Source organism: Streptomyces sp. NPDC020917 (genome assembly GCF_044333795.1).
Lineage (GTDB): Bacteria > Actinomycetota > Actinomycetes > Streptomycetales > Streptomycetaceae > Actinacidiphila.
Genome location: NZ_JBIRRR010000005.1, coordinates 236,000 through 257,410, shown reverse-complemented (window position 1 = coordinate 257,410; position 21,411 = coordinate 236,000). Strand labels below are relative to the sequence as shown.

At 72.9% G+C, this 21,411-nt stretch carries 15 protein-coding genes and 1 riboswitch; of the genes, 5 read left to right on the top strand and 10 right to left on the bottom strand.

Annotation, left to right across the window (positions count from 1 at the left end):
• Positions 1-84: 84 nt before the first annotated feature.
• Entirely contained in the window at positions 85-1,959 is a 1,875-nt protein-coding gene (locus ACH4TG_RS13360) for a family 43 glycosylhydrolase (RefSeq protein WP_398242347.1), read from the bottom strand.
• 61 nt (positions 1,960-2,020) lie between these two features.
• Positions 2,021-3,994: a glycoside hydrolase family 97 catalytic domain-containing protein gene (locus ACH4TG_RS13355; RefSeq protein ID WP_398242346.1), complete on the bottom strand. Its 1,974-nt coding sequence runs from the start codon at positions 3,992-3,994 to the stop codon at positions 2,021-2,023.
• Between the two features lie 652 nt (positions 3,995-4,646).
• On the opposite strand from ACH4TG_RS13355, the gene ACH4TG_RS13350 reads away from it, so the two are divergent.
• Positions 4,647-7,028 (top strand): alpha-L-fucosidase, encoded by a 2,382-nt coding sequence (locus ACH4TG_RS13350; RefSeq protein ID WP_398242345.1) that lies wholly within the window; start codon positions 4,647-4,649, stop codon positions 7,026-7,028.
• A 62-nt stretch (positions 7,029-7,090) separates the two neighbouring features.
• Here ACH4TG_RS13350 and ACH4TG_RS13345 read toward each other — a convergent pair whose 3' ends face one another.
• The 5 genes from ACH4TG_RS13345 to ACH4TG_RS13325 all read right to left on the bottom strand — a co-directional run bounded on the left by ACH4TG_RS13345 (position 7,091) and on the right by ACH4TG_RS13325 (position 12,640).
• The gene (locus ACH4TG_RS13345) at positions 7,091-8,257 is read right to left on the bottom strand and encodes an LLM class flavin-dependent oxidoreductase (RefSeq protein ID WP_398242344.1); all 1,167 of its coding nucleotides are present in this window, start codon (positions 8,255-8,257) and stop codon (positions 7,091-7,093) included.
• A gap of 2 nt (positions 8,258-8,259) precedes the next feature.
• The gene (locus ACH4TG_RS13340; protein ID WP_398242343.1) at positions 8,260-9,414 is read right to left on the bottom strand and encodes an LLM class flavin-dependent oxidoreductase; all 1,155 of its coding nucleotides are present in this window, start codon (positions 9,412-9,414) and stop codon (positions 8,260-8,262) included.
• On the bottom strand, positions 9,411-10,820 hold the full coding sequence (locus tag ACH4TG_RS13335) for an NtaA/DmoA family FMN-dependent monooxygenase (RefSeq protein ID WP_398242342.1): 1,410 nt from the start codon (positions 10,818-10,820) through the stop codon (positions 9,411-9,413). Before ACH4TG_RS13335 ends, ACH4TG_RS13340 begins: the two co-directional genes overlap by 4 nt.
• A gap of 37 nt (positions 10,821-10,857) precedes the next feature.
• Positions 10,858-12,099, bottom strand: a complete 1,242-nt coding sequence (locus tag ACH4TG_RS13330) for an LLM class flavin-dependent oxidoreductase (RefSeq protein ID WP_398242341.1) — start codon at positions 12,097-12,099, stop codon at positions 10,858-10,860.
• A 448-nt stretch (positions 12,100-12,547) separates the two neighbouring features.
• Positions 12,548-12,640: a putative leader peptide gene (locus ACH4TG_RS13325; RefSeq protein ID WP_398242340.1), complete on the bottom strand. Its 93-nt coding sequence runs from the start codon at positions 12,638-12,640 to the stop codon at positions 12,548-12,550.
• An 18-nt stretch (positions 12,641-12,658) separates the two neighbouring features.
• A riboswitch (SAM riboswitch) is annotated at positions 12,659-12,772 on the bottom strand.
• Positions 12,773-12,933: 161 nt separating this feature from the next.
• Here ACH4TG_RS13325 and ACH4TG_RS13320 point away from each other — a divergent pair.
• The 4 genes from ACH4TG_RS13320 to ACH4TG_RS13305 all read left to right on the top strand — a co-directional run bounded on the left by ACH4TG_RS13320 (position 12,934) and on the right by ACH4TG_RS13305 (position 16,381).
• A complete protein-coding gene (locus ACH4TG_RS13320) occupies positions 12,934-13,068 on the top strand; it encodes a putative leader peptide (protein WP_398242339.1) in 135 nt (44 codons plus the stop codon).
• A 378-nt stretch (positions 13,069-13,446) separates the two neighbouring features.
• Positions 13,447-14,529 (top strand): amino acid ABC transporter permease, encoded by a 1,083-nt coding sequence (locus ACH4TG_RS13315; RefSeq protein ID WP_398242338.1) that lies wholly within the window; start codon positions 13,447-13,449, stop codon positions 14,527-14,529.
• Positions 14,526-15,302 (top strand): amino acid ABC transporter ATP-binding protein, encoded by a 777-nt coding sequence (locus ACH4TG_RS13310; RefSeq protein ID WP_398242337.1) that lies wholly within the window; start codon positions 14,526-14,528, stop codon positions 15,300-15,302. Before ACH4TG_RS13315 ends, ACH4TG_RS13310 begins: the two co-directional genes overlap by 4 nt.
• 26 nt (positions 15,303-15,328) lie before the next feature.
• Positions 15,329-16,381, top strand: a complete 1,053-nt coding sequence (locus ACH4TG_RS13305) for a transporter substrate-binding domain-containing protein (protein WP_398242336.1) — start codon at positions 15,329-15,331, stop codon at positions 16,379-16,381.
• 41 nt (positions 16,382-16,422) lie between these two features.
• On the opposite strand, the gene ACH4TG_RS13300 is transcribed toward ACH4TG_RS13305, so the two are convergent.
• The 3 genes from ACH4TG_RS13300 to ACH4TG_RS13290 form a co-directional block, all read right to left on the bottom strand.
• Positions 16,423-19,464, bottom strand: a complete 3,042-nt coding sequence (locus ACH4TG_RS13300; protein WP_398242335.1) for an alpha-mannosidase — start codon at positions 19,462-19,464, stop codon at positions 16,423-16,425.
• Between the two features lie 108 nt (positions 19,465-19,572).
• Positions 19,573-20,475, bottom strand: a complete 903-nt coding sequence (locus ACH4TG_RS13295) for a carbohydrate ABC transporter permease (protein WP_398242334.1) — start codon at positions 20,473-20,475, stop codon at positions 19,573-19,575.
• Between the two features lies 1 nt (position 20,476).
• Complete coding sequence (locus ACH4TG_RS13290) at positions 20,477-21,406, bottom strand: carbohydrate ABC transporter permease (protein ID WP_398242333.1); 930 nt, start codon at positions 21,404-21,406, stop codon at positions 20,477-20,479.
• Between the last annotated feature and the right edge of the window lie 5 nt (positions 21,407-21,411).

The window sequence follows — 21,411 nt, the reverse complement described above, 5'->3', positions numbered from 1 at the left end:
CGCATGGCGAGAAGGCCCGGCGGTGGGCCGGCCGGGGGGCTGGGAGTTCACGGCCCCCCGGCCGGGGTGGGGAAGGGAGTCGGGTCAGGAGGCGGGCTGGGGGACGGCGACGGTGTCGATGACGGGCGCCGGGCCGTCGGGGTTGGTGAGGCGGAGCCGGTTGCCGTCGGCGCCCGGCATCAGGTGGATCCGGGCCACGGCGGTGGCCACCGTGCCGGTGCCCCCGGTGGTCGGGAAGGCGATCCTGACCGGCGTGCCGCCGTTCGCGCTCAGGTAGGCGTAGCGGTTGCCCGCGTCGGGGTTGGCATAGCCGATCTCGACGGTGTAGTCACCGGGCTCCTTGACGGTGACGTGGTCCACCTCTAGGGTCCCCGTCGGGACGGGCTTGCTCGGGTCGGGGACGTCCACGGCGTCGACGACCACGGTTGTGGCGGTCGACGCGGCGTTCTTCTGCCCGGTCACCACGATCTTCAGGGTGTGCTGACCGGCCGTCAGGCCCGAAGCCGCGTACAGCACCTGCTGGAACTGCTTGTCGGTGGCCGCGTAGGTGTCCACGGTGGCGACCTGCGTCCCGTCCAGGTAGACCTGCGCGATCCCGCCGTTGCTGTTCTTCGGCCCGATCCAGCGCACCGCGGTGCCGGTGAAGGAGGTCTCGACGCTGTCGCCGGCCGTGGTGCTGTAGGACTCCGTGCGGCCGTAGTCCGCGTCGCTCCAGCTCTGGCCCGAGGCATGGGTCCACGCGCCGGTGTAGTGGAGCGCGGCGTCCGTGTCGTCGTAGGTGTACGAGGCGGCCCCGCCGCCCAGGCCGATGCCGCCGATCCCGGTTCCGCCGGTGCACGCCGTGCAGGTGACGATCCCGGCGCCGCCCGAGGCGGTCCCGTCGGAGTCGGCCTCGTAGGTGCTGTAGGTGCGCTGCGGCTGCCAGGTGCCGTCCGCCAGGTCGAGCGACCAGGCGCGCTGCCAGGACAGCGACGCCGTACCGTCCTTGATGGACAGCGGCAGCCACACGGGCGCGGAGTCGTACAGGTGGCTGGGGTACCAGCGGTCGCCGATGTAGACGAACGTGGTGCCGTGCCGCCCGGTGACCGGCAGGACGTAGCTGGTCTGGGAGTTGAAGGTGTGCGAGCCGGCCGGTGTGAAGGGCTTCCACGCCGACCAGGGGCCGGCCGGCGAGGTGGCCGTGGCGTAGGCGTTGTCGTTGGTGTTCCAGCCGGTCAGCTGCGAGCCGAACAGGTAGTAGGTGCCGTCGACCTTCACCATGGCCGGCGCCTCCATGTCGGGGAGGACGGCCACGGCCGAGGTGACGCTGAGATAGTCGTCGGACAGCCGGTCGACGCGCAGGCCGTTGGCGCGGTCCTCGGACAGCAGGTAGGCGCTGCCGTCGGTGTCCTGGAACAGACCGAGGTCGCGGCTGATCTGGCCGAGCGGCCGGAAGCTGCCGCGGTAGGAGTAGGGGCCGCACGGGGTGCTGCTGGTCGCCACCCCGACCCGGGCGTCGCCGTAGTTCGACGAGTCGATGTGCATGTACATCACGTACTGGCCGGTGCGCGGGTTGCGGATCACCTTGGGCCGCTCCACCACCCGGTTCGGGCCGAGGTCCCCGTCGGCCTGGCGGCCGAGGGCGTCGGCGTGGCGGGTCCACGACACCAGGTCGGTGGAGGAGTAGCAGGCCACCGCCGTGTAGGTGCCGCCGGCGACCTTGTCCTCACCGAAGGCGTAGTAGGTGCCGCCGTCCTTGAGGATGCCGACGCCGTGGAGTTGCGCCAGGTTGCCGTTCTGGTCGCTCCACGCGCCGGCGGGAACGACGTTCACCGCTCCCGGACCGCCCGACGGCTGCGCCGCGGTGGCGGCGTCCCCTTGCGCGGAGGAGTCCCCCTGCGCCGAGGCCGCGACGGCGGCGCCCAGTACCAGGGCCATGGTTCCGGCGAACGCCGCGGCTCGGGTGAGAAGTCTTCGCATGCAGATCTCCCTTGGAGGAAGGTGGACGGCGTCTGGGTGAAGAGGAGTTGGGCCGGCGAGGTCAGGCGGGGGTGAGGACGACGGCCTGGCCGCCGGAAGGAGCCATGGCGACATCGAGCACCGTGGCGGACGTGACCTGCCGGGTGCTGACGACCACGGGCGTGGTGTACGGCTGGGCCCCGGGCGCTCCGTCGGCGTAGATCGTGGCCGTGTGGGTTCCCGCGTCCCGGCCGAGGAAGGAGAGCGGGAGCGCCAGCGTGTGAGCGTTCTCATTGGTCATCGCGCCGATGTACCAGGTGCTGCCGCTGCGCCGGGCGACGGCGATGTACTCGCCGATCGCGCCGGTCAGGGTGCGGCTCTCGTCCCAGGTCGTGGGGATGGCGTCGAACCAGGGCAGGCCAGGCCACTTGGCGGGTGTGGCGTACTTGGACGGGGCGTCGTACCAGTAGAGGAAGTTGAGCGGCTGGTAGTAGACCGCGGCCATGGCCATCTGGTGGGCGTTGGTGGTCAGGTCCCGGGACTGCCCGTAGCAGATGGTGTAGTCCATGGGTCCGCCGACGTTGCGGGTGAACGGCAGCGTCACGTTGTGGGTCGCGGTGGGGAAGTGCTCGTTGCCGCGGACGCCTTCGAGGGTGATCCAGTTGGGGTAGGTGCGTTCGAACCCGAAGGGGCGGACGTCGTCGTGCGCGTCGACCAGCAACTGGTGGGCGGCCGCCGTCCGGACCCAGGAGACGATCTGGTTCGTCATGGCCTGGGTGCCGTCGTTGATGAAGCCGAGCTTGATCCCGGCGACGCCCCAACTGCGGTACAGGGCGAAGAGGTTGTCGGGATCGGTGAGGGCGATGCGGTTGACGTAGAGCAGGACGCCGATGCCGCGGGCCGCGGCGTAGGAGATCACGGCGGGAAGGTCGATCGCGGCGATCGGCGCGGTGGCGTCGAGGGTGCTGCCCTCGGGGCCGTACCAGCCGGCGTCGAACTCGATGTACTGCAGGCCGCGGGCGACGGCGAAGTCGACGCCGTCGGTTCCGGCGGCGGTGGTCAGGTTGCAGCGGAACGCCTTGCCGGGCTTGATCCATGAGGTGTCGGCCAGGGCAAGGGCGGGGGCCAGGTTGAGGACGAGTTCGGCGTTGTCGACGAGTTCGGCGTGGGTGGCGCCGATCACCAGCGCGCGCCACGGGGTGGCGAACGGGGTGTCGAGGGGCGAGGTGGTCTGCACCGGGCCGGAGCCGCGGGCGGTGTGCCGCATCAGGTAGGTGGCGAGGGTGTCGGGCTGCCCGGGCACCGAACTGAGCATCATCCGCGGGTAGTCGATCCGCGAGGCCTCGCAGACACAGGCGATCGGACCGCTGCCGAGCGTGGCGGTCAGCGGCAGGTCGGTCAGCGGCCCGGTGTCGGTGGTGGCAGACCCGGTCGAGGGGATCGACCCCGGCGCGACGGGCAGGAAGGCGTCCTCGTCGCGGGCGCTGTAGACGGTGGTGCCGGCCGGGAAGGCGAAGGTGGTCAACTCGTCGGCGACCGTGGCGACGCCCTGGTCCAGCAGGAGGTAGCACAGGGCGACACCGGTGGGGTAGGCGCGGATCTGGACGCCGAAGGCGGTACCGGTCGCCGTGTCCCGCAGGTTCCAGCGCATCTCGTGGTACCGGTCGGAGACGGTCCCGTTGCGGCCGTAGACCGGCTGCCAGGTGTCCTCGAACCTTCCGTGCTCGAAGCCCGTCAGGACCGTGCCCGCCGCGCCCAGGACGGTGCCGTCGGCGAGCCTCAGCCCCAGCTGCGACGGGCCGACCACCGTCGTGCCCTTGCGCCGGGCCGACCAGCTCAGCGCCCCGGCGGTCAGGGCCAGGCCGATGGAGGTGACTCCGCCGGGCGACACCGCGTTGATGGAGGCGTCCGCGACGCCGCTGCCGTCGCCACCACCGCCGTCACCGCTGTCGGCGCGTGCGACCGTGGCGGCCGTGCCCAGGCTCACGGCGCCGGCCGCAGCCAGGGCCGCGGCACCTCTCAGCACCGCACGCCGCGGCACCGTGCCGCGGGACATGCGCTCGGGCGTGCCTGATTCTGTGTGATTCCGCTCAGGAATCATGGGCAGTTCCTCTCCCGTCCTCGTCCGTGGGAACACACCGTCAGAACACAACCGTGGGGACAACACGCACAGGCGAGCGCCCGTGAAGTGCCGGTCCGGGACCGGCCGCGGCATGATCCGCGGGCATGCGGCAGCCGGACTCCGGACGGCGAACTGCTCCACCGTGCTTGCGGTGGCGAGGGCAACACGCTTTCTGAAATGTTGGATTGTGTGCGACTCCGTGCGGGAGCGTAGAGGGGTGCCGTGCCTGCGTCAATGCTTCGGACCGGCTGCGGTCTCCATCGGCCGGATCCGTGTCGTCACTGCCGAGCGCCATCGGAAAGACGTGGAGACATCGGATGCTTTTGGATGAGGAGTTGTCCGGTGTGCGATTGACGCATACCTGCGACAGGCGGATGTCCCGGGATTTCCGTCCTCGGCCTGGACATGCACTCGCCTGTGACTGTTAATACATCCGAGGTCATTCCGGCGAGGTGCCGCTCCGAGCGGCTCCCTTCCGCATCTCGCCATCCGCGGGGATGACCGTTCTGCCCACCCATGTTCCCGCTGGTTCCGGCGCCACGGCACCGCCGCGCGCCGCCCTACGGACAGTCAGGAGAGATCCCAGGTGCCAGAACCGATCACCCGCAGAAACGTGCTCGCCGGCATGGCCGCGATGACGGTCGCGGCCGCCGTCACCCCGGCGCTGGCGACCTCGGCCCGCGCCGACTCCGCCCAGCCGCCGGCGCCCTCCCTGGCGCCCGTCCCGGCGCTCACCCCGCAATCCGCGCCGCTTCCGCTGGCCGCGCTGCGCATCCCGCGGGCGGACCTGGGCGTGGAGCAGCAGCCGGACAAGAAGATCCAGTGGCTCCAGGACGCCAGGCTGGGGATGTTCCTCCACTGGGGGGTGTACGCCGGCCCGGCCAGGGGCGAGTGGTGGATGCACAACGGGCCCGTCACGCCTGAGGACTACCGCAGGTACGTCACCGACGCCACGAGCGAGCAGTTCACCGCCGACGCCTTCGACCCCGACGCCTGGGCGCAGTTGGCCACAGACTTCGGGGCCAGGTACACGGTGCTCACCACCCGCCACCACGACGGGTTCGCGCTGTGGCCGCTGGACCACCCCAACGCCTGGAGCGCCGGACAGGCGCCCCTGAACCGGGACTTCGTCAAGGACTACGTCGCGGCCGTGCGGGCCGCCGGACTCAAGGTCGGCCTCTACTACTCGCCGATCGACTGGCGCTACCCCGGCTACTACGACGTCACCGGCACCGGCTGCGCGCCCAACCCCTGGAACTACACCACCGATCCGGTGCACAAGGAGAACGCGCGGGTCATGAAGACCGAGGTCTACGAGTCCGTCAGGGAACTCGTCACGCGCTACGGCCCGATCGACGACCTGTGGTGGGACGGCGGGTGGATCGCCGAGCAGGGTTCGGACGCCGACGGGGCGTTCTTCTGGGAGCCCGGCCAGTACCGCGACGGCGCCAACCAGTGGCCGGTGGACGCCGCGTACGGCGAGACCGACGCCTCCGGCGAGCCGCTCGGCCTGATGGGCATGGTCCGCAAGCACCAGCCCGGCATCGTCACCACCTCGCGCTCCGGCTGGCTGGGCGACTACGCCAGCGAGGAGGGCGGCTCGGTGCCCACCGGCGCCATCCGCTCCGGCAAGGTCACCGAGAAGGTCTTCACCGTCGGCAGCAGTTGGGGGTACAACTCCGACGGCAAGGTGATGTCGTACGCCTCGGCGATGGACATCCTGGTCAACTCATGGGTGCGGGACATGACCGCCATGGTCAACGTCGGCCCCGACCGGCACGGCACCGTCCCCACCGGCCAGCAGCAACTGCTGCGGCAGATCGGCGCGTTCATGGCGGTCTACGGCCGCTCCGTCTACACCACCCGCGGCGGCCCCTGGCAGCCGGTCGACGGCAAGTACGGCTTCACGTACAAGAACACCACCTTCTACGTCCACCTCCTCCCCGGCTACCAGGGCACCTCGTTCACCACCCCGTCGCTCGGCGACGCGCAGGTGACCAAGGTCTTCGACGTGGCCACCGGCGCCCGGCTGCCGTACACCGTCAACGCCGACGGCACGCTGGCCGTCTCGGGCATCGACCGCATCCGCCACCCGCAGGACAGCGTCGTCGGCGTCACGCTCGACCGCTCCGTGCAGCCCGAGGACATCGCCGTCCACGCCAAGGCGACCGCCAGCAGCGAGGCCAAGGGCTGCACCGCGGCCAGGGCCGTCGACGGGTCGACCTCGACCCGTTGGGCCGCCGACGGCACCGGCGCCGGGCAGTGGCTCGCCGTCGACCTCGGCGCGCCCACGTCGCTGACCGGCGCGCGCATCGCCTGGGAGCAGGACGCGACGGCCTACCAGTACCGGATCGAGGGCTCCGCCGACGGCGCCGGCTGGACCACCCTGGCCGACCGCACGACCACGACCGGCACCAGCCAGGTGCAGACTCTCGGCTTCAGCGCCCGGGCGCGGTACGTGCGCGTCACCGTCACGGGCCTGCCGGCGGGCGTGCGGGCCTCCATCCGCAGCCTGGAGCTCTACGACCGGCCCATTCCCACCGACGCCGGCACCGTCCGGCTCGTCAACCGCCTCAGCGGCAAGGTGATGGACGTCAACGGCGCCTCGTCCGCCGACGGCGCGTCCGTCATCCAGTGGCCGTGGACCGGCGGCACCAACCAGCAGTGGAGGCTGCTGCCGAACGCCGACGGCTCCTACCGGCTGGCCAACGTCCGCAGCGGCAAGCTGCTCGACCTCCCGGCCGGGTCCCCGCAGGGGACGGGCCTGGACCAGCGGACCGCCGACGGCAGCGGCAACCAGTCCTGGACGCTCGTGCCCGCCACGGCCAGCGGTTACCACCAGGTCGTCAACGCCGCCACCAGCTGGTGTGCCGACGTCGCCGGCGCCTCCACCGCGGACGGCGCCAAGGTCGTCGCGGGGCCGGCGACCGGCGGCCCGAGCCAGGACTGGCAGGCCGTCATGCTCTAGGCGGCCGGCGGCGCCCTTCAGCGCCGCGGCCGCCTGGCCCACCCCGCCCGGCGCCTGAGCCGTCAGCGCGCCGGGCCGGACGGCAAGGAGTTGTCCGGTGAGCGGCGGGCCCACTCCTCGGCGAGCAGCCGGTAGGAGGCGACGCGGTCCGCGTGGTCGTGGGTGATGGTGGTGACGAGCAGCTCGTCGGCGCCGGTCGCGTCCCGGAGGACCTCCAGCCGGTCCGCGACCTGCGCCGCGGTCCCGGTGAACTGCGTCTCCAGCCGGTCCTCGACCAGTGCCCGGTCCTCGTCGGTCCACACATGGGCGCGGGCCTCCTCCGGGGTGGGGAAGGGGATCGCGCCCTCGCCGCTGCGGATGCTGCGCACCCACAGGCCGTAGCCGGTGGCCAGCTCCCGGGCGCGGCCCTCGTCCTCGGCGACCACCACGTCCGCGGAGACACTCACGTACGGTTCCGGCAGCTCGTCCGACGGGACGAACGCGTCCCGGTAGCCTTCCACCGCCTCGATCACGTTGGCCGGACTGACATGGTAATTCGCCGCGAACCGCAGCCCGTTGGCGCCGGCTGTGCGGGCGCTGACCCCGCCGCTGCTGCCGAGGATCCACACCTGGAGGTCCGCGCCCTCGCCCGGCACCACGTGCGCCTCCACGCCGTCCGCGGTCGCGTAGGTGCCGCCGAGCAGCGCGAGGATGTCGGCGATCTGCTCGTCGTACTCCTGCGCCTCGGCGCCGGGTTGCTGCAGCAGCTTCTTGTGCAGCGCGAACCGCGGCGACCTCAGCAGGTGCGCGAAGCTGAACGGGGCCGGTATCCGCAGGCCATTGGCGGTGAAGCCGCCGGCCGCCGCCGCGCTGCCGGCCAGGACGGGCTCCCGCTGCTCGGCCGGCGGCCGGCCCCCGGATCGGCCGAGGCCCAGGTCGATGCGCCCGGGGTGGAGCGCGTCGAGCAGCCCGAACTCCTCGACGGTGGCCAGCGCCGTGCGGTGCCCCAGCTGCACCGCGCCGGAGCCCAGGCGGATGGTGGAGGTCGCGGCGGCGGTCAGGGCCAGCACCACCGCCGGAGAGGTGCCGGCGACCCCGGGATTGAGGTGGTGCTCGGCGAACCAGTGCCGCCGGTACCCGAACTCCTCGGCCCGCCGGGCGAGATCGACGCTGTTGCGCAGCGCCTGCGTCGCGGACGAGCCGGAGCTGATCGGCACCAGGTCCAGGACCGCGAGGGGCGTGTCGGCCATGGTCATACTCCTTGCGGTGCGGTGGCGGCGGGCTCGGCGCCCGCGGGGAGGGAAGCGGCGTCGGCGCCTGCGGGGTCCGGGTGCGCGGTGGGGGAGTCGTCCGGTTCGACCGGTGCCCAGGGCCACGGCGGATCGGGGATGGCGCGCCGCAGCACCGGAGCCACCTCCGACTGGAACAGCTCCAGCGACGCCCGGTGCCGCGCCTCGCTCAACCCGCCGGGCTCGGCGCTGACATGCAGCACGCTGTGCCCGAACCGCTCGTGGTAGCGGTGCACCTTGTCGATGATCTGCTGCGGGCTGCCGACCAGCGCGGAGCTGCGCTCCACGAAGTCCTCCAGGGTGGGGAAGACGGGCTCCACGCCGAGCCGGCGCTGGAACGCCAGATAGCCCTCGAACACCGGCCGGTAGCCGGCGAGCGCCCCCTGCGAGGTGGGCGCCGCGTACAGGCCCGCGGTGCCGGCCCCCACCGCGGCATTCCCGGGGTCGTGGCCGTACGCCTCCCAGCGCTCGCGGTAGTGGCGGATCAACTCGGCATATGGCTCTATGGGGTTGGTGACGTTCGCGGAGAACAGCGGATCGCCGTGCCGGGCCGCCAGGTCCGCCGACTCGCGGCTGGTGGCGCTGCCGTGCCACACCCTGACCGGCCGCTGGTAGGGCCGGGGCCAGACCTCCGCGTCCTCCAGCGCGGGCCGGAAGCGCGGTGCGGCGGTCACCCGGTCGTTGCGCCAGATCTCGCGGAACAGCCGGTAGGACTCGGCGTTGCGCTCCCACTGGTCCTCGGGCGTGACGTGGAACAGCTCCCGCTGGGCGCTGCCGTTCCCCTTTCCGATGATCAACTCCAGCCGGCCGTCCGCCAGATGGTCGAGCGTCGCGTAGTCCTCGTAGGCCCGCACGGGATCGAGCAGGCTGAGGGTGGTGACGGCGGTGAACAGCCGGATCCGCCGGGTGAGCGCGGCGACGTGGCCCAGCACCACGGTGGGCGAGGACGAGATGAACGGACGCTCGTGCCGCTCCCCGACGCCGAACCCGTCGAAGCCCAGCTCCTCGGCGAGCACGGCGCTGCGCACCACCTGCCGGAAGCGCTCGCGGGTCGACGGCCGGTCCCCGGTCACCGGGTGCGGGGCGTGCACGATCAGCGTGATGGCGATGAACTTCACGAGGCCGTCGCCGTCCTCTCCGCCGCCGTCCCCGCGACCGCGCCCCCGGTGGCGCCGGGCCGGCCGAACGGCGGCAGCCCGAGGTGCTCCCGCAGCGTGGTGCCCTCGTACTCGGTGCGGAACACCCCGCGCTCCTGCAGCAGCGGCACCACGGTGTCCGCGAACGCGTCGAGGCCGCCCGGCACCAGGTGCGGCACCAGGATGAAGCCGTCGCTCGCGTCGGTCTGCACGAACTCGTTCAGCGCCGCCGCCACCGTCGACGGGCTGCCGATGAAGGTCTGACGCCCGGTCACCTCGATCACCAGCTCCCGGCTGGTGAGCTTCTTCGCCTCGGCCAGGGCCCGCCACTCGGTCGCGGTCGCCAGCGGGTCGCGGAACATCCGCACACTGGCCCGCCCGCGGGCGACGGTGTTCTCGCCGACCAGCGGATCGGCCTCGGGCAGCGGGCCGTCCGGGTCGTGGCCGCTCAGGTCGCGGTTCCAGACGTGCTCCAGGAACTTCAGCGCGGTCTGGCCGCTGACCTGCTGCCGCCGGATCAGCAGCGCCTGCTCCTGCGCCTCGGCGTCGGTGTCGCCGAGCACGAAGGTGACCCCCGGCAGGATCTTCAGCTCCTCCGCCGTACGGCCGTACCTGGCCAGGCGCCCCTTGACGTCGGCGTAGAACGCCCGGCCCGCCTCCAGGGTGCCGTGCCGGGTGAAGATCGCGTCCGCGGAGGAGGCGGCGAACTCGCGGCCCTCCTCGGAGTCTCCGGCCTGGAAGATCACCGGGCGGCCCTGCGGGCTGCGCGGCACGTTGAACCGCCCGCGGATGTCGAACTGGTCCACCCGGTGCGCGAACCGGCCCGCGTCGGGGTCGCGGAGGAACACCCCGGCGGCCTTGTCCGCCGCGATCTCGTCGCCCCGCCAGGACGCGAAGAGGACCTTGGCCGCGTCGAGGAACTGCCGGGCCCGCTCGTAGCGGTCCTCCTTCGCGAGGAAGCCGCCGCGCCGGAAGTTCTCCCCGGTGAAGGCGTCCCACGAGGTCACCACGTTCCAGGCGGCGCGGCCGCCCGAGAGGTGGTCCAGGGACGCGAACTGCCGTGCCACCTCGTAGGGTTCGTTGAAGGTGGAGTTGATGGTCCCGGCCAGGCCCAGCCGGTCGGTGACGGCGGCGAGCGCGGCCAGCACGGTGAACGTGTCCGGCCGCCCGACGACGTCGAGGTCGTAGATCTCGCCGCCCTGCTCGCGCAGCCGCAGTCCCTCGGCGAGGAACAGGAAGTCGAACCTGGCGCGTTCCGCGGTCCTCGCCATGTGCGCGAACGAGCCGAAGTCGATCTGGCTGCCGGCGGCCGGGTCGCTCCACACCGTGGTGTTGTTGACGCCGGGGAAGTGGGCCGCGAGATGGATCTGCTTGAGGGGCTTGCTCATGTGACGGCTTCCTTGGTCTCGTCGGTGCCGCGGGCGCTCAGACGGCGGCGGTGGTCGGGGCGGCGGGGGAGGCGGCGTAGCGGCCGGCCGGGCGCGGCAGGCCGAGCAGCCCGCGCAGCGTCCCCGCCTCGTAGGCCGTGCGGAACAGCCCGCGGCGCTGCAGCTCGGGCACGAGCCCGCGGGTGATCTGCTCCAGGTCGTGCGGGACCGCGGCGGGCCGCAGCCGGAATCCGGTGATCCCGGCCGCGAGCCACTCCTCGAGCAGGTCGGCGAGCCCTGCGGGCGTCCCGGTGAACGCCAGTGCGTCGCCTGCCGGTCCGGCTTCGGAGCGGGCGTCCAGCCGGGCGCACCGGTCGGCCGCCTCCGCCTCCGAGCCGTCGAGCAGCACCAGCAGGTCGGCGAGGACGTGCACGGTCTCCGCGGCGCGCCCGGCCGCCGCCTGGTGGCCGCGGATCTCCGCGACGATCGCCTCGGCCTCCACCGCGTCGCGCGGGGTGACGAAGCCGATGTCGGCCGAACGGCCCACCAGTTCGAAGGGGGCGCTGCGATGGGCCAGCGCGGCCACGATCGGCTGGCCCTGCGGCGGGCGGGGCGTGATCGACGGTCCCTTGACCCGGAAGTGCGGGCCCTCGAAGTCGATGTAGTGCAGCTTCGCGCGGTCGACGAACCGGCCGGTGGCCACGTCGCGGATCTCTGCGTCGTCCTCCCAGCTGTCCCACAGGCGGCGCACCACCTCCACGTAGTCGGCCGCCTCGCCGAACGTCTCGGCGACCACCGCCCGCACCGCCGGCGCGTCCAGGTCCCGCGGGTGCTCCAGGCGCAGGTGCGGGAACGTGCGCCGCCCGAACAGCTCGGCCTCGTGCGTGCGCACCGACACCTGCACCCGCAGGCCGGCGCGCCCACCGCTGACGTAGTCGAGCGTCGCGATCGCCTTCGACACGTGGAACGGCTCGGTGTGGGTGACCACCGCGGTCGGGACCAGGCCGATGTGGCGGGTCAGCGGCGCGACCCGGGCGGCGATCTGCACCGCGTCCAGCCGGCCCCGCACCTGGTCGGTGTGCCGGTCGGGCTCGAAGGGCGAGGAGGACTGGAAGCCGAGCGAGTCCTCGATCGTCACGAAGTCCAGCAGCCCGTGCTCGGCCTCGGCGACGAGGCCGGCCCAGTAGGCCGCGGTGAACAGGTCCTGCGGGCGGGCGCCGGCTTCCCGCCACGCGGCGGGATGCCACCCGGCGCCGTCCAGGGCGACGGCGAGGTGGAGGGCGGGCTGGGGCTGAGGCATGGAGAGGTCGCTTCCTGTTTCGGCGGAGGGCGCGGCTGGGGGAGTGCGCGGCTGGCGGAGTACGCGGCTGGCGGAGCGGCTTGGGGAGCGCGGGCAGGCCGCGCGGCCTGCCCGCACCCGGAGCCGGCCCGGACACGGGATCTGCGCGTGCGGGGAGCGGCGGGCAGCAGGGCGTGCCGTGCCGGCAGCGCGTGCCGGACGCGCCGGAGCCGGCGGCCGTGCGGCACGGGGAGGCGGCGGGACCGCGGTCGCCCGCGCACCGCTGACGGCGCGTACGGCTGCGCGGGGCCCGGCCGTACCGCGGCGGGACGGCGCACGGTCACCGCCTGCGCCCCGCGGGAACGCCCGGCGGGGCAGCGGGTACCCGTGCGGTCACGTGCGGTGGAGGGCCGCCGCGCGCCGTGGCGCGATCCGGCTCAGACCGCCGTGCGGGACGGCGCGGGCGCGGTCAGGCGGCGGGACAGAGCGCGCTGGAGATGCGCTGCAGGTCGATGTGGCGACGCGAGTAGGTGCTGACTGCCCTGCTGACGGCTCCGCGCATGTGCAGCCCCTCCGTCCTCCGTCGCGCTTGCGGGCGCCGGGCTCGGCGCCGCCGGGTCGTCACCTGGAGCACCCCGCCGCGTCGGAGGGTTGCCGGTCAGCCTGCCAGGGCTTGGGACTGACGCTCATGACCCGCTCACACGCTAACTCCGGACCGGCGTCCAGCACAATGGCCGCTGACGCAGCGTCAGAAAAGGGAAGCATTGCCCGCGGACGGGACCAGCGGTTACGGTGTGAGCCGGCCGCGGGCCCAGGCCCCGCGCCCGGCCCCTCCGAGGATGCGAGGTGATCCGCATGCAGGCACGACGTCCCGGCAACGGCGGTACGCCGCTTCCGCTCGGATTCGCCCCGCTCATGGCGGCCCGCCGCCATGTCGACCTGCTGCGGGTCAGCAGCGCGCTCTGTTCCGGGGACACCCCGGTCCGCTGACCCCCGCCCGTCCGCCGCACGGCACCCGTCCGGCGCCGCGCTGACGGATTCCGGCGTCCGCCCCCCGGCCTGATCCCCGTTCACGTCAGGCACCGGGCCGTGTCGCCTCGGCAGCGGCCACACCCGCACGTCCCACACCCGCGGTGGCCGCGCCCGTACCGGCCCGAGCCCCCAACCGGCCGTGGGGCACAGCCGCTCACGCCCCCGCCGCACCCACCCATGCCCGCACCGGCCTGCGCGCCACAGCCGCCGCACTCGTCGGACGGGCCGGCACGCCCGTGCCGCCACGCCCGCTCCCTCACCTCTCACGCCGCAGGCAGCGCCACCGCCCCTCCGCGGTGCGGTGCCGCGCCCGCACGGGACGGAAGACCCGCCACCATGACCAGCTCCGACGCCCTCACACCGTCCGGCGCCCCGACATCCTCCGGCGCCCGCATCCCGCCCTCCGGCGAACCGCCGAGGAAGGCCGAGCCGCCGCCACCCGGCCACCTGGACGCGGACGGGTCCCAGGCCGGCCCGAGCGACCGGCAGTTGCTCGCCGCCCGCCTGGTCCCGCTGCGCCGCCCGGGCCGGTGGATCTCCGCCGCCGTGCTGCTCGTACTGCTCGCGATGCTGGTCAACACCGTGCTGACCAACCGCCGTTTCCAGTGGGGCGTCGTCGGCGACTACTTCCTGGACACCTCGATCGTGCACGGGTTGGAGCTGACGCTCTGGCTCACCGCCGCGGTGATGGCGACCGGCTACCTGCTCGGCATCGCGGTCGCCGTGATGCGGCTGTCCCGCAACCCCGTGCTCGGCGGCCTCAGTTTCGCCTTCGTCTGGCTGCTCCGCTCGGTCCCGCCGCTCGTCCAGCTGCTGTTCTGGTACGAACTCGCCTCTCTGTACCCGCAGTTGTCGTTCGGCCTGCCCTTCGGGCCGGCGTTCGCGACCGTGCGGACGGCGCACCTGTTCAGCGGCGTCCTCGCCGCCTACGTCGGGCTGAGCCTGGACGTCGCCGCGTTCTCGTCGGAGATCGTGCGCGGCGGTCTGCTGTCCGTCGACCACGGCCAGACCGAGGCCGCCCAGGCGCTGGGCCTGGGCCGGGCGCGGATCCTGCGCAGGATCGTCCTGCCGCAGGCGATGCCCGCGATCGTGCCCGCGTCCGGCAACCTGCTGATCGGCATGCTCAAGGCGACGTCCATCGTGAGCGTCATCGCCGTGCAGGACCTGCTCTACTCCTCGCAGCTCATCTACAACCAGAACTACCTGGTCATCCCGCTGCTGCTGGTCGCGACCCTCTGGTACGTCATCCTCACCACGCTGCTGTCGGCCGTCCAGTTCCTCGTCGAGCGCTCCTACGCGCGCGGCCGCGGCCGCGGAGGCGGCGGCGACCGGCGCCCGGCTCGCGGTTTCCGCGAGCTGTTCCGCGGCAACGTGCCGCTGTTCGGCCGCGGCGGCAGGGAACTGGCGGGCCTGGCATGACCGTCGACTCGGACCGTCCCCTGGTGCGCGTGAGGGGACTGCGCAAGAGCTTCGGCGGCCACCTGGTGCTGGACGGCATCGACCTGGACGTGCGCCAGGGCGAGGTGACCGTGCTGCTCGGCCCCTCCGGCTCGGGCAAGTCCACCCTGCTGCGCAGCATCAACCACCTGGAGCGGCCCGACGCCGGCTTCGTCGAGGTGGGCGGCGACATCGTCGGCTACCGGTACCGGGACGGCCGACTGCACGAGGTGGGCCACCGCACCCTCACCCGGCAGCGGGCCCGGATCGGCATGGTGTTCCAGCAGTTCCACCTCTTCCCGCACCTCACCGTGCTGGACAACCTCGTCGAGGCACCGGTCGCGGTCCGCGGCGTGCCGCGCGGCCAGGCTGCCGCGAGGGCCGCGGAACTGCTGGAACGCGTCGGCCTCGGCGGCCGCGAGCAGGACTATCCGCGGCAGCTGTCCGGCGGGCAGCAGCAGCGCGTCGCCATCGCCCGCGCCCTGGCCATGGACCCGGACCTGCTGCTGTTCGACGAACCCACCAGCGCCCTCGACCCGGAACTCGTCGGCGAGGTCCTCGCGGTCATCAAGGACCTGGCCGACAGCGGGATGACGATGATCGTCGTCACCCACGAGATCGGCTTCGCCCGCGAGGTCGCCGACACGGTGGCCTTCCTGGACGGCGGCCGGATCGTCGAGTCGGGCCCGCCCGCGGACGTCCTCACCCGCCCCCGCCACGAGCGGGCCCGCGCCTTCCTCGCCGCGGTCCTCTGACACCCCCCCGTACGAAAGGAACCACCGTGCCGACGAACCCCCCGCGTCCCGCCGCCGGGCGCCCCCGCCCCGGTCGCACCGCCGACACCGCCGCGCCCGCCGCGGGTCTCCGCACCGCCGTGACGGCCGCCGGGATCGCGGCCGCCCTCGTCCTGCTCGCCGGCTGCGGGTCGCACTCCGCGGACGCCGGTTCCGCGCCGCCCGGCGGCAGGCCGGCCGCCGCCCCCGCGGGGTCGGCAGGCCAGGACGGCACGGCGATCCCGGACGAGGACGTCGTCACGTCCGTGACGGCCGACCCCGCGCTGACGGCGGAACTCCCGGCGCGGATCCGCAGCCGCGGCAGCATCGTCCTGGGCACCAGCAGGGTGGTCGGCACCTCCGGCCTGCCGCACGGCGGCCAGGCACCGGACGGCAGCACCGTCGGCCTGGACATCGACCTGCGGAACGCCGTCGCCAAGGTGCTCGGCGTCACCTGGGACGTCCAGTACGGCACCTTCCCGACCGTCATCCCCGGCGTGCAGAACGGCAAGTACGACGTCGGGCAGGACAACTTCGGTGCCACCAGGGCCCGCGAGCAGGTCGTCGACTTCGCCACGTACCTCAACGACGGGCAGTCCTTCCTCGGCGCCGAGGACATCGCGGCCGACAAGGTGACCCGCCTGACCGACCTGTGCGGCTACACGGTGGCCACCAGCCCCGGCTCGACCTTCCAGCAACTCCTCACCGACGGCGCGGGCGAGTGCGCGGCCGCCGGCAAGAAGCCGTACAAGGTCCAGTACTTCTCCGACAACGCGCCCATCATCCTCGGCCTGACCAACGGCAAGGTGGACATCTCCTTCGGGCCCACCCTCAGCCTCGAGTACGAGGCCCGGCACATCCCGCGCACCAAGTACCTCGGCCAGATCACCACCACTCCGGTCGGCTTCGTCACCGCCCGGAACTCACCGCTCGCCAAGGCCCTCAGCGACGCCGTCAACAAGCTGATCGCCACCGGCGACTACGCCAGGATCTTCGCCAAGTGGGGGGTGACCGGTACCGGCGTCACCCGCTCCGTCGTCAACCCGCCCACCACCTTCTAGGACATCCCGGCGTCCCCGCGCCCGCTGCGCCCGGGCCGCGCCTACCCGGCCGCCCGGGCCAGGCGCAGCGTGAGGATCTGGAACGGGCGCAGCGCGATCGCCACGCCGTCGTCCGCCACGTCGAGCACGCCGCCGTCCGCATCCGCCGGCGGGCGCTCCAGCAGGTCGACGGACGTGGCGGAGGCGACGGGGAAACCCGCGTGCAGGCGGGTGGCGGCCCGCCGGCCGAGGGACTCGTAGAGGCGGACGACCACGTCGCCGGACCGGTCGTCCGCCAGTTTCACCGACTCCACGACCACCGCGCCGTCGTCCACGGACACCAGCGGGGCGACCGCCGCGCCGCCCGGCACCACGCGCTCCGGCAGGTTGATCCGGTACCCCTCGCGCACCGCGTCCGCGAGGTCCGCGCCGGGGACGAACGCGTAGCGGAAGCGGTGCCGGCCCTGGTCGGTGTCCGGGTCGGGGAAGCGCGGCGCGCGCAGCAGCGACAGCCGGACGGTGGTGGTCGTGCCGCCGTCGGGCCGGACGGTCCTGCTGACGTCGTGGCCGTACGTCGAGTCGTTGACGACCGCGGCGCCCCAGTCCGGCTCGCCGACGTGCAGGAAGCGGTGCGCGCAGATCTCGAACTTCGCCGACTCCCAGCTGGTGTTGGTGTGCGTGGGCCGGAAGACGTGCCCGAACTGGGTCTCGGCGGCCGACCGGTCGGCGTGCACGTCGACCGGGAAGGCCGCCTTGAGCAGCCTCTCCCGCTCGTGCCAGTCGACGTCGGCGGCGATGTCCAGCCGCCTGGCGCCCGCCCGCAGGGTCAGGGTCTGCTCGACGCGGGAGGCGCCGAAGCCGCGGACCACGCGTACCGTCGCCGCCGCAGGATCCTTGCGGACGACCGCGAGCTCGTCGACGCCGGTCAGGTCGGTGACGGTGTTGCGGTAGAAGGAGTCGACGTCCCAGGCGTCCCAGTGGTTGGGCAGGTCCCGGTGCACCTGGAGCAGGTTGGCGGCGGAGCCCGGCGGGACCGCCTCGCGCCCGGCGCCGATGTCGTACACCGAGGTCGCCAGGCCCCGTTGGTCCACTGTCACCCGCAGCAGCCCGTTGTCCAGCACGATCCCGCCGTCCGGGTCCTCGGACACGGTCACGGCCGGCCCGTCCGGCTGGCGCGCCGTCACCACCGTGCCGCCCAGCGCCGGTACGCCGGAGCGCTCGTGCGGGGTGGCGTTGAACGCCACCGTGCCGCCCGGGCCGGGGTCCCCGGCGAGCGCCCGCAGCGCCGCGTCGACGACCGCCTCCAGCTCCTTCGCGACCCGCGCGTAGGTCTCCCGCGCCTCGCGGTGCACCCAGGCGATCGACGAGCCCGGCAGGATGTCGTGGAACTGGTGCAGCAGCACGGTCTTCCAGATCCGGTCCAGCACCTCGTACGGGTACGCGAACCCGGTGCGCACCGCCGCGGTGGCCGCCCACAGCTCGGCCTCGCGCAGCAGCGCCTCGCTGCGCCGGTTGCCCTGCTTGGTGCCGGCCTGCGAGGTGTAGGTGCCGCGGTGCAGCTCCAGGTACAACTCGCCCACCCACACCGGCGCGTCGGGGTACTCGGCTTCGGCCCTGGCGAAGAACTCGGCGGGCGGCTCGATCGCCACCTGCGGCGCCCCCTCCAGGTTCCGCAGCCGCGCGGCCCGGGCGAGCATCTCGCGGGTGGGGCCGCCGCCGCCGTCCCCGAAGCCGAACGGCACGAGCGAGTGCCGCGACCGGCCCTTGTCGCGGAAGTTGCGCACCAGGTGCGCCATCTCCCGCCCGGAGAAGTCCGAGTTGTACGTGTCGACGGGCGGGAAGTGGGTGAACACCCGGGTCCCGTCGAGCCCTTCCCACCAGAAGCTGTGGTGCGGGAAGGGATTGGTCTGGTTCCAGGAGATCTTCTGGGTCAGGAACCACGTCGAGCCGGACAGCCTCACCAGCTGCGGCAGCGCGGCACTGTAGCCGAAGGAGTCCGGCAGCCACACCTCCCGTGTCTCGATCCCGAACTCCTCCAGGTAGAACCGCTTGCCGTGGGTGAACTGCCGGGCCAGCGCCTCCCCGCCGGGCATGTTGGTGTCCGACTCGACCCACATCCCGCCGACGGGGACGAACTGCCCGGCGGCCACCTTCTCCCGCACCCGGGCGAACACCTCGGGGCGGTGCTCCTTGATCCAGGCGAGCTGCTGCGCCTGCGACATGGCGAAGACGAACTCGGGGTGGTCGTCCATCAGCGCGGTGACGTTGGAGCAGGTGCGCGCCACCTTCCGCACCGTCTCGCGCTGCGGCCACAGCCACGCCGAGTCGATGTGCGCGTGGCCCACGGCGGACACGCGGTGCGCGGAGGCGTGGGCGGGGGCGGCCAGCGCCGGGGCCAGGCAGGCCCGCGCGTCCGCCGCGGTGCCGGCCACGTCGTCCGGGTCCAGGACGTCCAGGGCGGTCGCGACCGCCCGCAGGATCTCCCAGCGGCGCGGCGCGTCCACCGGCAGCTCCTGCATCAACTGGCCCAGCACGTCGAGGTCCTGGACCAGCTCCCAGGCAACGATGTCGAAGACCGCGAGATCCGCGCGCTGCAGCCGGTAGAGGGGCTCGGGCGGGGCGGTTGCGGTGTCGCCGAGCCGGGTGACGGGACCGGCGATCATCGGGTTGGCGGCGGCCTCGACGTGGAGGAGGACGGGTTCGCCGCCCTCGGCCGGCGCGGCGATCCGCACCGTGTGGCTGCGCGGATGCAGCCCCCTGACGGCCGTGCCGTCCGGCCGGTAGACGAGGCCCTCCGCGGAGAATCCGGGGTGGTCCTGGCCGAAGCCGAGGTCGACCACCGCCTCGACGTGCAGGCCCGCCCAGTCCGCGGGCACGGTGCCGGTCAGCCGGAACCAGGTGGTGCCCCACGGCCGGCCCCAGACGTCACCGACCCGTCCCGGCTCGTAGGGCGCGGCCAGGCCCTCGGCCACCGGCACCGGTTCCCCCGGCGCGTGCCACAGGTGGACCTCCAGGGGGACGCTCAGCGAGTGGACGGCGGGTCGGATCCGCTCGCGCAGGACGCGGTCGAGTCGGTCCTCCACCAGCCTCCGGTCGTCGTGCATCAAACGCTCCTCGGAAAGGGGGTGTGACGGCAGGATGGACAGCGGGACGTAACGGCGGGCCCCGCGGCGCGCGGGGTGGTCCCCGGGAGCGGGCGGAGCCGGTGGCGGTCAGCCCTTGAGCGCGCCGCCGAGCGCCGAACTACCGCCCAGGACACGGGACATCACGGCGTACAGCACCACCACGGGCGCGGAGTAGATCGTGGAGAACGCGGCCAGCTGGCCGTAGTCCACGGTGCCGCGCGAGCTGAAGAAGTTGAGGATGCTCACCGAGGCGGGCAGCTGGTCGGGGGAGAGCAGGAGGAAGAACGGCACGAAGAAGTTCCCCCACATGCTCAGGAAGGTGAAGATCGTCACGACGGTGATGCCGGGCCACATCAGCGGCACCACCACGTGCCGCAGCGTCTGCAGCGAGGTCGCACCGTCCGTCCACGCCGCCTCCTCCAGCACCAGCGGCACGCCGTCCATGAAGTTCTTCGTCAGCCAGATAGCGAACGGCAGCGCGGAACTGCCGAGGAACAGGATCGTCCCGTACATCGTGTCGATCAGGTTGACCTGCACGAACATGGCGTACACCGGGACCATCACAGCGGTGATGGGCAGGCCCGTGGTGAACAGGATGCTCAGCAGGAACGGCCGCTTGTAGCGGGACTCGTAGCGGGACAGCGGGTAGGCGGCGAGCACCGCGCACACCACGCACAGCGCGGTCGCGCCCCCGCACAGGATCAGGCCGTTGAGCACCGGCCGGTAGGTGATGTCGCTGTTGAGCACCCGGTGGAAGTTGTCGAGGGTGAACGGGTGCGGGACCCTGACCCGCAGATCCGCGGTGCCGTTGAACGAGGCCAGCACCAGCCACGCCAGCGGGACCAGGAACACCACCGTGACCAGCAGCAGGATCGCGTCGACCACCAGGCGTTCGGTGCGCCGGCGCGAGCGCTTGGGGGCGGGGCGCGCACGGGTGGCGCGCACCCGCTCGCGCCGGACGCCGGGCTTCGCCGACGAGACGACCGCCATGTCAGACCTCCGTCCGCAGCAGGCGCAGATACAGCACCGAGAACAGGCCGCCCACCACGAGGAGCATCAGCGCCACGGCGGTCCCGTACCCGATGAGGCTGTCCTGGAAGGCCTGTTCGTACATGTACAGCGGCAGCGTCTCGCTCCGGTTGCCCGGGCCGCCGCGGGTCATCACGAAGATGAGGCCGAACACCGACAGCGTCTGCAGCGTGTTGAGCATCAGGTTGGTGCCGATCGAGCGGCGGATCATCGGCAGGGTGACGTGCCACAGCTTCCGCCACCGGCCGGCGCCGTCCACCTCGGCCGCCTCGGTGATCTCGGCCGGGATCTCCTGCAGCGCCGCCGAGTACACCAGCATCGAGAACGCGGTGCCGCGCCACACGTTGGCCACCGACACGGCCACGATGGGCAGCGTGAACAGCCAGTTCTGCTGCGGCAGATGGAGCACCCGCAGGATCGTGTTGAGCTCGCCCTCCCGACGGAAGAACGCGTACAGCAGGTAGGCGGCGACGACTTCGGGGATCACCCAGGAGACGACCACGACCGTGCTGGCCGTGGCGCGCACCGCGCGGGACGCGTTGCGCATCAGCGCGGCCAGGAACAGCCCCAGCACGTTCTGCCCGACGATCGACGACAGCACCGTGAACACCAGCGTGAGCCATACCGCGTTGCGGAAGTTCGCGTCGCCGAACGCCTTGGTGAAGTTGCCGAACCCGACGAAGTGCGTCGCCGAGGCGCCGGTCAGCCGCATGTCGGTGAACGCGTAGTAGACGCAGTACGCGATCGGGCCGGCGAGGAAGATCAGCATCAGGACCACGGACGGCACCAGGGGCAGCCCCCGCAGCAGGGTGCGCCGGGTCCGGGACGGGGCCGTGAGGGCGCCGGGCGGGTGCGGGAGGACTCCCGCACCCGGGCCGGACGTCGCCGTCACCGCGC

What these genes read in the sequence shown, in the direction of transcription:
- ACH4TG_RS13330 (WP_398242341.1), bottom strand. Translation starts at nt 12,099, where the DNA reads ATGCCTCAGCCCCAGCCCGCCCTCCACCTCGCCGTCGCCCTGGACGGC.
- ACH4TG_RS13310 (WP_398242337.1), top strand. Translation starts at nt 14,526, where the DNA reads ATGACCGTCGACTCGGACCGTCCCCTGGTGCGCGTGAGGGGACTGCGC.
- ACH4TG_RS13320 (WP_398242339.1), top strand. Translation starts at nt 12,934, where the DNA reads ATGCAGGCACGACGTCCCGGCAACGGCGGTACGCCGCTTCCGCTCGGA.
- ACH4TG_RS13345 (WP_398242344.1), bottom strand. Translation starts at nt 8,257, where the DNA reads ATGGCCGACACGCCCCTCGCGGTCCTGGACCTGGTGCCGATCAGCTCC.
- ACH4TG_RS13355 (WP_398242346.1), bottom strand. Translation starts at nt 3,994, where the DNA reads ATGTCCCGCGGCACGGTGCCGCGGCGTGCGGTGCTGAGAGGTGCCGCG.
- ACH4TG_RS13335 (WP_398242342.1), bottom strand. Translation starts at nt 10,820, where the DNA reads ATGAGCAAGCCCCTCAAGCAGATCCATCTCGCGGCCCACTTCCCCGGC.
- ACH4TG_RS13315 (WP_398242338.1), top strand. Translation starts at nt 13,447, where the DNA reads ATGACCAGCTCCGACGCCCTCACACCGTCCGGCGCCCCGACATCCTCC.
- ACH4TG_RS13325 (WP_398242340.1), bottom strand. Translation starts at nt 12,640, where the DNA reads ATGCGCGGAGCCGTCAGCAGGGCAGTCAGCACCTACTCGCGTCGCCAC.
- ACH4TG_RS13360 (WP_398242347.1), bottom strand. Translation starts at nt 1,959, where the DNA reads ATGCGAAGACTTCTCACCCGAGCCGCGGCGTTCGCCGGAACCATGGCC.
- ACH4TG_RS13300 (WP_398242335.1), bottom strand. Translation starts at nt 19,464, where the DNA reads ATGCACGACGACCGGAGGCTGGTGGAGGACCGACTCGACCGCGTCCTG.
- ACH4TG_RS13295 (WP_398242334.1), bottom strand. Translation starts at nt 20,475, where the DNA reads ATGGCGGTCGTCTCGTCGGCGAAGCCCGGCGTCCGGCGCGAGCGGGTG.